Source organism: Klebsiella sp. RC2 (genome assembly GCF_014192815.1).
Classification (GTDB): domain Bacteria; phylum Pseudomonadota; class Gammaproteobacteria; order Enterobacterales; family Enterobacteriaceae; genus Klebsiella; species Klebsiella variicola.
Map to the genome: position 1 here is coordinate 311,833 of NZ_JACHYL010000003.1, position 13,057 is coordinate 324,889.

Genomic DNA, 13,057 nt, shown 5'->3' on the forward strand with positions numbered 1-13,057 from the left:
ATCAAAAAGATGTTAAAATTGACCAATATCAATTAAGGCCTGAGCAGACATATGATCCCTGAGAAGCGAATTATTCGACGCATTCAGTCTGGCGGTTGTGCTATCCATTGTCAGGATTGCAGTATCAGCCAGCTCTGCATCCCCTTTACTCTGAACGAGCATGAGCTTGATCAGCTGGATAATATTATCGAGCGGAAAAAGCCAATCCAGAAAGGTCAAACCTTGTTCAAAGCCGGTGATGAGCTGAAGTCGTTGTACGCTATTCGCTCCGGGACCATCAAAAGCTACACCATCACTGAGCAAGGTGATGAGCAGATCACCGGCTTCCATCTGGCGGGCGATCTGGTGGGCTTCGACGCCATCGGCACCGGTCTGCACCCGAGCTTTGCGCAGGCGCTGGAAACCTCGATGGTCTGCGAAATCCCCTTTGAAACCCTTGACGATCTTTCCGGAAAAATGCCGAATCTGCGTCAGCAGATGATGCGCCTGATGAGCGGTGAGATTAAAGGCGACCAGGATATGATCCTGCTGCTTTCCAAAAAGAATGCCGAAGAGCGTCTGGCGGCGTTTATCTACAACCTCTCTCGTCGTTTCGCCCAGCGCGGTTTCTCACCGCGTGAGTTCCGCCTGACCATGACCCGCGGCGACATTGGCAACTATCTCGGCCTCACTGTCGAAACCATCAGCCGTCTGCTGGGGCGTTTCCAGAAAAGCGGCATGCTGGCAGTGAAAGGCAAATACATCACTATTGAAAACAGCGATCTGCTGGCCCAGCTGGCCGGTCAGGCGCGCAACGTCGCTTAATCTCTGCGCACCACCTGGTCACGATCGGCAATTTTTTAAGATTTGTTGATCTGACCAGGCTCCTCCCCTGTTTCAATTCATCCATATAGGTTATCTTTTTAGTAACTGACGGTAGCTGCAGTTGTAAGGAGACCCTGTATGGCGAAGTATCAGAGCATGCTGGTAGTAATCGATCCTAACCAGGACGACCAGCCGGCACTTAGGCGCGCGGTGTACTTGCACCAACGGATTGGTGGACGCATCAAAGCCTTTTTGCCGATCTATGATTTTTCTTATGAAATGACCACCCTGCTGTCGCCGGACGAACGCACGGCGATGCGTCAGGGCGTTATTGCCCAACGTACAGCCTGGATACGCGAGCAGGCGAAATTCTATATTGAATCGGGTGTGCCGATCGACGTAAAAGTGGTGTGGCACAACCGCCCCTTCGAAGCCATTATTCAGGAAGTTATTAGCGAGAAACACGACCTGCTGTTGAAGATGGCCCACCAGCACGACAAACTGGAGGCAGTGATCTTCACACCCACCGACTGGCATCTGTTGCGTAAGTGCCCCTGCCCGGTGTGGATGGTAAAAGACCAACCGTGGCCGGAAGGTGGCAAAGCGCTGGTCGCGGTCAATCTCGCCAGCGAAGAGAATTATCACAACACCCTGAACGAAAAGCTGGTTCGGGAAACGCTGTCGCTGGCGCAAGAAGTCAACCATACCGAAGTACATCTCATCGGCGCCTACCCGGTAACCCCCATCAATATCGCGATTGAGCTCCCGGATTTTGATCCCAGCGTCTACAACGACGCCATTCGCGGTCAGCACCTGCTGGCGATGAAAGCGCTGCGGCAGAAGTTTGGCATCGATGAGAAATTCACCCACGTGGAAAAAGGCCTGCCTGAGGAGGTGATCCCGGATCTCGCCGAGCATCTGCAGGCGGGGATCGTGGTGCTGGGAACGGTCGGACGTACCGGCCTGTCAGCGGCGTTCCTCGGCAATACCGCGGAACAGGTGGTCGATCATCTGCGCTGTGACCTGCTGGTACTCAAACCGGAGGCCTACCAGACGCCGGTGGAACTGGACGACGACGACGACGATTAACCCTCTTCTCGTACCGCTCATCTTCCCCCGCCTCGCGGGGGATTTTTTTTTGCTTGCTGCCAGTCAGGCACAAAAAAAGGGCCGCTGGCGGCCCCTGTCACTGTCCAGCGAGAATGGCTTAGTGGATACCCAGACGCCAGGCCAGATCGATCTCTTCTTTCAGCTCCAGCGATGAGAGCGCCATCAGGTCAGCAAACTCCAGCTCCAGCAGTTTCAGCTTTTTCAGATACTGCGCTGGGGTCATGACGGTAGTGTCGCGGCGTAAGAATTCGATGGCCATCTGCGTTGGGGTTAACTCGGTATCCATAATATCCTCTGTCTGATGTAATAACCGGGACATTATATCATCTCTCACCGCTTATTTTATGAACAATTCCAGGCATCTCTCCGCATATAAAAAAGCCGTCTCACAGGAGACGGCTTATAAACAAACGTTGTAAAACAAGCGTGCTACATTACAGCGCTTTCAGGATCGCATCGACGCTGGCTTTCGCATCCCCAAACAGCATATGGGTGTTCTCTTTGAAGAACAGCGGGTTCTGTACGCCGGCGTAGCCAGTGTTCATCGAACGCTTAAAGACCACCACGTTCTGCGCTTTCCAGACTTCCAACACTGGCATACCCGCGATAGGGCTCTTCGGATCGTCCTGCGCCGCCGGGTTGACGGTGTCGTTGGCGCCAATCACCAGCACGGTGTCGGTATCGCTGAAATCGTCGTTGATCTCATCCATCTCCAGCACGATGTCGTAAGGCACTTTGGCTTCCGCCAGCAGCACATTCATATGCCCCGGCAGACGCCCGGCCACCGGGTGAATACCAAAGCGTACTTTGATACCCCGCGCCCGCAGCTTCTCGGTAATTTCTGCCACCGGATACTGCGCCTGGGCCACCGCCATACCGTAGCCAGGGGTGATGATCACCGACTGCGAGTTTTTCAGCATCTCCGCGGTCTCTTCCGCGCTAATCTCGCGATGTTCGCCCACTTCTTCATCGCCGCCGCTGGAAGACCCATCGGTGCCGAAGCCGCCAGCAATCACGCTGATAAAGGAGCGGTTCATCGCCTTACACATAATGTAAGAGAGGATGGCACCGGAAGAACCCACCAGCGCGCCGGTGACGATCAGCAGGTCATTGCTCAGCATAAAGCCCGCTGCCGCTGCCGCCCAGCCCGAGTAGGAGTTGAGCATGGAAACCACCACCGGCATATCCGCGCCGCCGATAGAAGCCACCAGGTGCCAGCCGAAGGCCAGCGCGATCGCGGTCATCACCAGCAGGCACAGGACCTGGGTACCAGTGCTGTCGGCGCGAACAAAAATCACCATCAGCACGAAGGAGACCACCAGCGCCGCCAGGTTCAGCTTATGGCGATTGGGCAGCATCAGCGGCTTCGAGGAAATTTTGCCGCGCAGTTTACCAAACGCCACCACCGAACCGGTGAAGGTGACTGCACCGATGAAGATGCCGAGGAACACTTCGGTCAAATGGATATTGACCAGAATCTGCTCCATCCCGGTTTCATGCTGCAGGTAGCTGTTAAAACCCACCAGCACCGCCGCCAGGCCCACGAAGCTGTGCAGGATAGCCACCAGCTCCGGCATCTCGGTCATCTCGACCTTTTTCGCCAGACGAATACCGATCGCCCCACCGATCACCATCGCGAGGATGATCCAACCGACGTTGCCGGCGTCCGGCCCCAGAATCGTGGCGATCAGGGCGATAGCCATCCCGGCGATGCCGAAATAGTTGCCCTGCTGCGACGTTTCGTGTTTCGACAGACCCGCCAGGCTGAAAATAAACAGGATTGCGGCAACAATGTATGCAGCTGTAACTAATCCACCAGACATGTGCTACCCCTTATCCTTTGCGAAACATTTTCAGCATGCGCTGAGTCACGGTAAAACCACCGAAAATATTAATGCTGGCGATCAGTACCGCGATAAAGCTCAGGAAGCTGACCCAGCCCCCGTGGCCTATCTGCAACAACGCACCAACAACGATAATGCCCGAAATCGCGTTCGTCACCGACATCAGCGGCGTATGCAGCGCATGTGAGACGTTCCATACCACGTAGTAACCTACTACGCAGGCCAGCGCGAAGACGGTGAAATGGCCAAGAAACTCTTTTGGCGCGACGTTCGCCAGCCAGCCGAAGAGGATAATCGCCAGCGCTATCAGGGCATATTTACGCCATGGGGACACCGGTTTTGCCGCTTCTTTCGGCGCTTCCACTTTTTTCGCTGCAGCCTGCGGCTGAGCGGAGACCTGAATCGGCGGCGCCGGCCAGGTGATTTCGCCTTCGCGCACTACGGTCACGCCGCGCACCACCACGTCATCGAAATCGATAACAATGTTGCCATCTTTCTCTTTGCACAGCAGCTTCAGCAGGTTAACCAGGTTGGTACCGTAGAGCTGGGAAGACTGGGTCGGCAGACGGCCCGGCAGATCGGTGTAACCGATAATTTTCACGCCGTTGGCGGTGGTGACCACTTCGCCGGGCACGGTGTACTCACAGTTGCCGCCATTTTGCGAGGCGAGGTCGACCACCACGCTGCCCGACTTCATGGAGTCGACCATCTCGCGGGTGATCAGTTTCGGTGCCGGTTTACCCGGAATTAACGCCGTGGTGACGATGATATCGACATCTTTCGCCTGGGCGGCGAACAGCGCCATTTCGGCCTTAATAAAGGCCTCAGACATCACCTTGGCGTAGCCGTCGCCGCTGCCGGCTTCCTCTTTAAAGTCCAGCTCGAGGAACTCGGCGCCCATACTCTGCACCTGCTCCTTCACTTCCGGACGGGTATCGAAGGCGCGGACGATAGCGCCCAGGCTGTTGGCGGCGCCAATCGCAGCCAGACCGGCCACCCCGGCGCCGATGACCATCACCTTCGCGGGCGGAACTTTGCCTGCCGCCGTAATCTGTCCGGTAAAGAAACGGCCGAATTCATGGGCCGCTTCCACGATTGCACGGTAGCCGGCAATGTTTGCCATTGAACTGAGCGCATCCAGCGACTGGGCGCGAGAAATACGCGGCACCGAATCCATCGCCATCACGTTGATATTACGGGCCGCCAGTTTTTCCATCAGCTGCGGGTTTTGCGCAGGCCAGATAAAACTTATCAGCGTGGTTCCCGGATTCAGCAGTGCAATTTCATCGTCATTTGGAGCATTGACCTTGAGGATGACGTCAGACTGCCAGACCTCGTTGCCCGTGACGATCTCAGCCCCTGTCTGGGTAAAGGCGGCATCGTCAAAGCTGGCCAGTTTCCCGGCACCGCTTTCTACCGCGACGCTAAAGCCGAGTTTAAGCAATTGCTCAACGGTCTTCGGCGTGGCGGCGGCCCGGGTCTCCTGGGCTAGCCTCTCTTGTGGTACACCAATACGCATAGTTTTCCCTTCCATCGGTTTTTGATGATGGTTTACTTTTCTGACCAACAACGACAAGACGGCGAAATCTTCCTCGCCATCTTCCGCTGTCTGCAAAATGAAACAGTAACAAACTTTTTATAACCTACTGAAAATAGCGATTGTGATCTACAGCGATAAAACAGAAATTTTGATTTTATTGCTTATTGTCAGCACAGATGGTTCCGGGCAGCAATATTTACCTGAATTTCTCACTCAGGCCTGATAATCCGCTTATCCAGCGTGATAAAACGCCATTTATCGCCATTGAGATCATTGTATTAACATTACGTTAACTAATAAAAGTGGTATCGATTATCGTTTTTGCTGGTCAAGCGGCTGTTTTTTCAACATATCGAAAAATGTTATCTTTCCGTAGTATACGATTCGGGCGGCAAGCAAAAAATGACGCAGACAGTCACAACGATTAAATGCAATAATCAAACGTTTTCAGTCAACAACAACACCAGTATATGGTTTGCGCAAGGCAAAGGATTATTTTTATGAAGCTTAAAAACACCCTCCTGGCGTCTGCTCTCCTGACAACCGCCACGTTGTCTGCCCATGCAGCGACCGAGTTGACCCCGGAGCAGGCGGCTGCGCTGAAGCCCTACGATCGCGTTGTCGTCACCGGCCGGTTTAATGCCATTGGCGACGCGGTACAGGCGGTATCGCGTAAAGCCGACAAAGACGGCGCGGCCTCATTCTATGTTGTCGACACGTCGGACTACGGCAATGGCGGCAACTGGCGCGTCACGGCTGACCTCTATAAAGACAACGCGCCGCAAGCGGATGCGCCGAAAAATCGCATCATCAATGGCGTGGTAGAACTGCCGAAAGATCAGGCCGTGACGCTGATGCCTTACGACACTGTCACCGTTCAGGGCTTCTATCGCAGCCAGCCGGAAGTCAATGATGCCATCACCAAAGCGGCAAAAGCGAAAGGCGCCTATGCGTTCTTTATCGTGCGCCAGGTGGATGCCAACCAGGGCGGCAACCAGCGCATTACCGCTTATATCTATAAAAAAGATGCTGAAAAACGCGTGCTGCAGAGCCCGGACGCCATCCCGGCAGACTCTGACGCCGGTCGCGCGGCGCTGGCCAAAGGCGGTGAAGCCGCGAAAAACGTGGAAATCCCGGGCGTCGCCACCACCGCGGCTGTGGGCTCAGGCACTGGCGTCGGTCGTTTCTTCGAGACCCAGTCTTCCAAAGGCGGGCGTTACACTGTCACGCTGCCGGACGGCACAAAAGTGGAAGAAGTGAACAAAGTGACCGCGGCGCAAATGGTGCCGTTCGATAATATCCAGTTCACCGGCAACTACGGCAACATGACGGAAATCTCCTATCAGACGGCGAAACGCGCGGCGAAGAAAGGGGCGAAGTACTACCACATCACCCGTCAGTGGCAGGAACGCGGCGGCAACATCACCATCAGCGCTGATTTGTACAAATAATCACTGCTGACTGGCTAAAAAGGCGGCGCAATGCCGCCTTTTCATTTTTTTTCATCCCCCGCCATTGCATGGCTCCCGGACACTCCGTAAAATCCCGCGCCTTAGCGCAATCCTCCATTTTTATGCGATTTCGCAAAATAAATATTCTGGAACAGCCATTTTCACCTCGGGAATGCAATGGAAAAGAAACTGGGCCTGAGCGCCCTGACCGCCCTGGTCCTTAGCTCAATGCTCGGCGCTGGCGTATTCAGTTTGCCGCAAAATATGGCTGCCGTAGCCAGCCCCTCCGCTTTGCTTATCGGCTGGGCCATCACCGGCGTCGGGATCCTGTTCCTCGCCTTCGCCATGCTGCTGTTAACCCGCATTCGCCCCGACCTCGACGGCGGGATCTTCACCTACGCCCGCGAAGGGTTCGGTGAGCTGATTGGCTTCTGTTCCGCCTGGGGATACTGGCTATGCGCGGTGATCGCCAACGTCTCCTATCTGGTCATCGTCTTTTCGGCGCTCAGTTTCTTCACCGATACCCCTGAGCTGCGCCTGTTTGGCGATGGCAACACCTGGCAGTCTATCGCTGGCGCTTCGGTTTTGCTGTGGGTTGTCCATTTTCTGGTCCTGCGCGGCGTGCAGACGGCGGCGGGGATTAACCTGGTGGCCACCCTCGCCAAACTCCTGCCGCTGGGCGCGTTTATCGCGCTCGCCGCCCTGGCCTTCCAGCTGGATACGTTCCGCCTCGATTTCCGCGGACTGGCGCTGGGAATCCCCGTGTGGGAGCAGGTTAAAAACACCATGCTGATCACCCTGTGGGTGTTTATTGGCGTGGAAGGTGCCGTCGTGGTTTCTGCCCGCGCCCGACACAAGCGCGATGTCGGTCGCGCAACGCTGCTGGCGGTGCTCTCCGCCCTCACGGTCTATCTGCTGGTCACCCTGCTGTCGCTGGGCGTGGTGCCGCGCAGCGAACTGGCCGGTATGCGTAACCCGTCGATGGCGGGACTGATGGTCAACATGATGGGTTCGTGGGGAGAAATCGTGATTGCGGCGGGCCTGATCGTGTCGGTGTGTGGCGCCTACCTGAGCTGGACGATTATGGCTGCGGAAGTGCCTTTCCTGGCCGCCACTCATAAAGCCTTCCCGCGCCTGTTTGCCCGCCAGAACAGCAACAATGCCCCGTCCGCCTCGCTGTGGCTGACCAATATCAGCGTTCAGGTATCGCTGGTGCTGATCTGGTTGACCGGGTCGGACTACGGCACCCTGCTGACCATCGCCTCAGAGATGATCCTCGTTCCCTATCTGCTGGTCGGCGCCTTTCTGCTGAAAATCGCCACTCGCCCGCTGCACAAAGCGGTGGGTATCGGCGCCTGCATTTATGGCTTATGGTTATTATACGCGTCGGGACCTGTGCATTTGCTGTTGTCGGTGGTACTTTACGCTCCGGGTCTTCTGGTCTTTTTGTACGCTCGACGTACGCACCAGCACGATCGTTCGCTCAAACGCCGCGAATTGGCGCTAATTGGTTTATTGCTGGTTGCCGCTGTGCCGGCAACGTGGATGCTGGTGGGGTAAGCGCTCGCCCTGCCGCAGAACGCATAGGAGATACCCATGGCTGAACAACAGCCCCGCCCGGTTCTGATCACAGGAGGAGGCCGCCGCATCGGTCTCGCGCTGGCACACCATTTTCTGCTGCAACACCAGCCGGTCATCGTCAGCTATCGCACGCCCTATCCGGCAATCGATGGCCTGCGCGACGCGGGCGCCCTCTGTCTGCAGGCCGATTTCAGCAGCGATGACGGCATACTGACCTTCGCCGAAGCGGTCAAATCGCACACCAGCGGCCTGCGCGCCATCATCCACAACGCCAGCGACTGGATGGCGGAGAAGCCGGGAGTTGCGCTGAGCACAGTGATCAACCGCATGATGCAGATCCACGTCCATGCCCCCTACCTGCTCAACCACGCGCTGGAGGATCTGCTGCGCGGCCACGGCCATGCCGCCAGTGATATTATCCATATTACCGATTACGTCGTGGAGCGCGGCAGCGATAAACATATCGCCTACGCCGCCAGCAAAGCCGCGCTGGACAATATGACCCGCTCCTTCGCCCGCAAGCTGGCGCCGGAGATCAAGGTCAACGCCATCGCCCCGTCGCTGATTATGTTTAATGAGGGTGACGACGAAGCCTATCGTCAGCAGGCGCTGGATAAATCGCTGATGAAAATCGCCCCAGGCGAAAAAGAGATTAGCGACCTTATCGACTATCTGTTTACCAGCCGCTACGTCACCGGCCGGTCCTTCGCCGTCGACGGCGGCCGCCCGCTGCGCTAGTGGAAGTGGTTCCAGCCCAGGATTAACAGCCAGGCGCATAGCCCCCAGCATCCCACCGCGCCTGCCAGCGCCAACGGCAGGCGCATGATCCCGGTGAAGTACCACAGCGATACCAAATAGACAAAATAGGGAATAATCGACCACATGCCGAACACGATGGTGGCGCGCAGGGCTTCAATACCGCGCTCGCTGGCGACGATATAGTGGGCGATGAGCGCAAAGGTAGGAAACAGCGGGATCAGCCCGGCGAGAGCGTAATTTTTCGTTTTTGCCAGCACGCCAATCAGCACCACCACCAGCGCACCCAGCAGCCCTTTGATTAACAGCCCCATGTCCTTATGCCTTAACAATGAATCAACAAGTTAGCGCAGCATAGCGGAAATAGCGCTGTTTATAAAAGAGTAATGGCGGGTAAAATAGACGCAGTGTATGTTACTTCTTTTACTGATGTGCAATAGACATGAATAAAATCGTTTTTGTTGAGGATGACCCTGAGGTTGGGGCGCTGATCGCCGCCTATCTCGGCAAGCATGATATGGAGGTGGTGGTCGAGCCTCGCGGCGACCGCGCAGAGGACGTGATCGCGCGGGAGAAACCGGACCTCGTGCTGCTGGACATTATGCTGCCCGGCAAAGACGGGATGACGCTCTGCCGCGATCTGCGCGGGCAATGGCAAGGGCCCATTGTCCTGCTGACCTCACTCGACAGCGACATGAACCATATCCTCTCCCTGGAGATGGGCGCCAGCGATTATATCCTGAAAACCACGCCGCCAGCGGTGCTTCTCGCGCGACTGCGTCTGCATTTACGCCAGCATATCGCTCCGGCGGGCGCCGGCGCCGGTACCCCGGCAACGCTCACGCCGCACAAAACCATCTCCTTTGGTTCGCTGACCATTGACCCGGTCAACCGCCAGGTGCTGCTTGGCGGAGAAAACGTCGCATTGTCGACGGCCGATTTCGATCTGCTGTGGGAGCTGGCCACCCACGCCGGGCAAATTATGGACCGCGACGCGCTGCTGAAAAATTTACGCGGCGTCACCTACGACGGGATGGATCGCAGCGTTGACGTGGCTATCTCCCGCCTGCGCAAAAAACTGCTCGACAACGCCACGGAGCCCTATCGTATTAAGACCGTTCGCAACAAAGGCTACCTGTTCGCCCCACACGCCTGGGACAACTAAGCTTCTCCCGCGGCCCTGCGAAGGGCCCGTTTTATGGCGCACTCCCCGACAGTAACCACCTCAACTTTTACTGCTTAGGGCAACTGCGCGGGTTTCCCTCTGCGCGCCCGCTGCCCGCTGCGAATTTGTCATATTGCGTAAATCAATAGGTTTAGCCGTACAGTTCCCCATCACATAAGCCTTCAATATGATTGTGCTCAAGGACTTACCGTTATCAGAGTGGCATAAAGCCTGAAAACACAGGACTTTTGCATGATGAAATACGTTGTACTTTTGGCACTCTCACTCTTCACTTCACTCTCTGGTTGGGCTTTTTCCCTCGACAACGCCGATATTCGACTCCTCTGTCCACAGCGCGGGCAAATCGAGGTGATCCTCCACCGCTATGAACATACCCAGCAATCCTGGGGACAGCATCACTTTGAAACGGGAGGCGGCCACGTTCGCCAGGGACCGCTGCTGGTGATCCCGTTTGCCAACCTCGATCAGATGATTTACCACCAGACCACCGGCGAATTTGCTTACTGGTATGCCAAAACGGAAAAGCTGGTGCGCTGTCGTCTGCTGAGTCTGACGACCCTCTATCCGGTGGATATTCCCTACTTTCGTGAGTAGCGATACCCCGCTCGACGCCCCAGAGTAGTGCAGGTCTGGTGGTTATAATTGATTTGTGACAACGTCACTAATTCAGATATTCCCGGCCGATATCATCCCGGATGACGCGACCTATACCGGGTATACCGGCGCCACAAAGATGGCAAGGTGCAACATGCCGAGCCCCCAAAGATGGTCGTTTTACAATAAATTTTCATTGTTCTAGTGTGAGTTAACTCAACACTCACGCGGTACGGGAGAGACAATGGGACGGTTCTCAGGTAAGAAAATTGTGATTACAGGGGCGAGCAGCGGTATTGGTCTGGCGGGGGCAATGCGCATTATTGATGAAGGGGGCGAAGTGATGCTGACCGGACGCCATCAGCAAAAACTGGCGTCGTTACGCACATTGCTGCCCGAGCGTGCCTGGTTTCTTCAGAACGATGGTGCGAAACCTGAGGCGGCGCATGCCCTCGCCGAGTCTGTAGAATCATTTGGCATGCTGGATGGCCTGTGGCTGAACGCCGGGCAGCTCGCCTTTTCTACGGTGGAAAATACCACCGAAACGCAGTTCGATACCATCATGGCCAACAACGTCCGTTCCCAGTATGTGGTGGATGGCGGACTGCTGCGCTTATAAGGGCTCCGTCATTATTTATGCGTACGGGATGTTGTCAGTGAGGGTGAACCCTGCTTTGATAGCGCATTAAACCGGGCGTGAAACGCAGAAGTGATTTTGCGGTATATTCTGCCGTGACAAACGCCCTGGACTGCGGTCTGGTTTCGTTCCTGCATCACCGCTTTAGCGGAAAGACACATACCACACCGCGCCATGAAGGCAAAAGATAGGTAATTAACATTCTGATTTAAGTGAGATTTAATGAAAAAGCTGTTTGTGCAGTTCTATCTTTTGCTCTTCGTTTGCTTTCTGGTAATGACCATGCTGGTCGGTCTGGTCTATAAATTTACCGCTGAGCGCGCCGGACGACAGTCGCTGGACGATTTGATGAAAAGTTCGCTGTATCTGATGCGCAGCGAGCTGCGGGAAATTCCGCCGCGCGACTGGAGCAAGACGCTCAAAGAGCTGGATCTGAACCTGTCGTTCGATCTGCACATCGAGCCGATCAGCAAATTTAAGCTGTCGGAAAGCTCGATGCAGCACCTGCGCGCCGGCGATATTGTCGCGCTGGATGACCAGTACACCTTTATTCAGCGTATTCCCCGCAGCCATTATGTGCTGTCGGTGGGCCCGGTGCCTTATCTCTATTTTCTGCATGAAATGCGCCTGCTGGACGTGGCGCTGATGGCGTTTATTGCTATCTCGCTGGCCTTTCCGGTGTTTATCTGGATGCGTCCGCACTGGCAGGACATGTTGCGCATTGAAACCGCTGCCCAGCGCTTTGGCGAGGGCCACTTCAGCGAGCGCATTCATTTTGACAGCATGTCCAGCTTTGAACGGCTCGGCGTGGCCTTTAACCAAATGGCCGATAACATTAACGCCCTCATTGCCAGTAAGAAGCAGTTGATTGACGGTATCGCCCATGAGCTCAGGACGCCGCTGGTCCGCCTGCGCTACCGTCTGGAGATGAGCGAAAACCTCACCGAGGCGGAATCGCAAGCGCTGAACCGCGATATCGGCCAGCTGGAGGCGCTGATTGAAGAGCTCCTGACCTACGCCCGCCTCGACCGCCCGCAGACGGAACTCAGCCTGACGACGCCTGACTTTCCCGCCTGGATCAGCGATCACGTCGAGGATATCCAGATGGTCAACCCGCAGCGCGAGGTCGCTCTGGCGACGCTGACCCACGGCAACTACGGCGCGCTGGATATGCGGCTGATGGAGCGGGTACTGGATAATCTGGTGAATAACGCCCTGCGCTACAGCACCCAGCGGGTGGCGGTCAGCCTGACCCTACAGGGTCCGCGCGCGTCGCTGCAGGTCGAGGATGACGGCCCGGGAATCGCTCCCGAAGAGCGCGAGCGGGTGTTTGAGCCCTTTGTCCGTCTTGACCCCAGCCGCGATCGGGCGACAGGAGGTTGTGGCCTCGGCCTGGCGATTGTGCACAGTATCGCCCAGGCGATGGGCGGTGACGTGCGCTGTGAGGCCAGCCCTCTCGGCGGCGCCCGCTTCTGCTTTAGCTGGCCGGTTTATCATCAGTTGCCCGATTTTACCTCTGCCTGAATAAAACTTGCGCAGCGGCCGCGCGCTGCG

13 protein-coding genes are annotated in these 13,057 nt (G+C 56.2%); 9 read left to right on the forward strand and 4 right to left on the reverse strand.

What is annotated here, in order from left to right; translation table 11 throughout:
• Positions 1-51: 51 nt before the first annotated feature.
• Entirely contained in the window at positions 52-804 is a 753-nt protein-coding gene (gene fnr / locus FHW76_RS11115; protein ID WP_002903394.1) for a fumarate/nitrate reduction transcriptional regulator Fnr, read from the forward strand.
• Between the two features lie 138 nt (positions 805-942).
• Positions 943-1,893, forward strand: a complete 951-nt coding sequence (uspE, locus tag FHW76_RS11120) for a universal stress protein UspE (protein WP_008805063.1) — start codon at positions 943-945, stop codon at positions 1,891-1,893.
• A 118-nt stretch (positions 1,894-2,011) separates the two neighbouring features.
• Here uspE and FHW76_RS11125 read toward each other — a convergent pair whose 3' ends face one another.
• The 3 genes from FHW76_RS11125 to pntA form a co-directional block, all read right to left on the reverse strand.
• Positions 2,012-2,200: a YdiH family protein gene (locus FHW76_RS11125; RefSeq protein WP_004887037.1), complete on the reverse strand. Its 189-nt coding sequence runs from the start codon at positions 2,198-2,200 to the stop codon at positions 2,012-2,014.
• A 148-nt stretch (positions 2,201-2,348) separates the two neighbouring features.
• Positions 2,349-3,737, reverse strand: coding sequence for a Re/Si-specific NAD(P)(+) transhydrogenase subunit beta (gene pntB / locus FHW76_RS11130; protein WP_012541888.1), 1,389 nt, complete (start codon positions 3,735-3,737; stop codon positions 2,349-2,351).
• Positions 3,738-3,747: 10 nt separating this feature from the next.
• On the reverse strand, positions 3,748-5,277 hold the full coding sequence (gene pntA / locus FHW76_RS11135) for a Re/Si-specific NAD(P)(+) transhydrogenase subunit alpha (protein WP_060875841.1): 1,530 nt from the start codon (positions 5,275-5,277) through the stop codon (positions 3,748-3,750).
• A 521-nt stretch (positions 5,278-5,798) separates the two neighbouring features.
• Between pntA and ydgH the strand changes: the two genes are divergently transcribed.
• The 3 genes from ydgH to folM all read left to right on the forward strand — a co-directional run bounded on the left by ydgH (position 5,799) and on the right by folM (position 9,068).
• Positions 5,799-6,749, forward strand: coding sequence for a DUF1471 family protein YdgH (ydgH, locus tag FHW76_RS11145; RefSeq protein ID WP_008805066.1), 951 nt, complete (start codon positions 5,799-5,801; stop codon positions 6,747-6,749).
• Between the two features lie 177 nt (positions 6,750-6,926).
• Entirely contained in the window at positions 6,927-8,309 is a 1,383-nt protein-coding gene (locus FHW76_RS11150; protein WP_012541893.1) for an amino acid permease, read from the forward strand.
• A 36-nt stretch (positions 8,310-8,345) separates the two neighbouring features.
• The gene (gene folM, locus FHW76_RS11155) at positions 8,346-9,068 is read left to right on the forward strand and encodes a dihydromonapterin reductase (protein ID WP_012541894.1); all 723 of its coding nucleotides are present in this window, start codon (positions 8,346-8,348) and stop codon (positions 9,066-9,068) included.
• Here the strand turns inward: folM and FHW76_RS11160 are convergent.
• Positions 9,065-9,400: a GlpM family protein gene (locus tag FHW76_RS11160; RefSeq protein WP_008805069.1), complete on the reverse strand. Its 336-nt coding sequence runs from the start codon at positions 9,398-9,400 to the stop codon at positions 9,065-9,067. The two genes, folM and FHW76_RS11160, sit on opposite strands and share 4 nt — an antisense overlap.
• 128 nt (positions 9,401-9,528) lie before the next feature.
• On the opposite strand from FHW76_RS11160, the gene rstA reads away from it, so the two are divergent.
• The 4 genes from rstA (at position 9,529) to rstB (ending at position 13,027) form a co-directional block, all read left to right on the forward strand.
• Entirely contained in the window at positions 9,529-10,251 is a 723-nt protein-coding gene (rstA, locus tag FHW76_RS11165; RefSeq protein WP_008805070.1) for a two-component system response regulator RstA, read from the forward strand.
• A gap of 252 nt (positions 10,252-10,503) precedes the next feature.
• Complete coding sequence (locus FHW76_RS11170; RefSeq protein WP_008805071.1) at positions 10,504-10,866, forward strand: hypothetical protein; 363 nt, start codon at positions 10,504-10,506, stop codon at positions 10,864-10,866.
• Between the two features lie 244 nt (positions 10,867-11,110).
• Entirely contained in the window at positions 11,111-11,485 is a 375-nt protein-coding gene (locus FHW76_RS11175) for an SDR family NAD(P)-dependent oxidoreductase (RefSeq protein ID WP_012968337.1), read from the forward strand.
• Positions 11,486-11,725: 240 nt separating this feature from the next.
• Positions 11,726-13,027 (forward strand): two-component system sensor histidine kinase RstB, encoded by a 1,302-nt coding sequence (gene rstB, locus FHW76_RS11180; RefSeq protein ID WP_039103296.1) that lies wholly within the window; start codon positions 11,726-11,728, stop codon positions 13,025-13,027.
• The last annotated feature ends 30 nt before the right edge of the window (positions 13,028-13,057 follow it).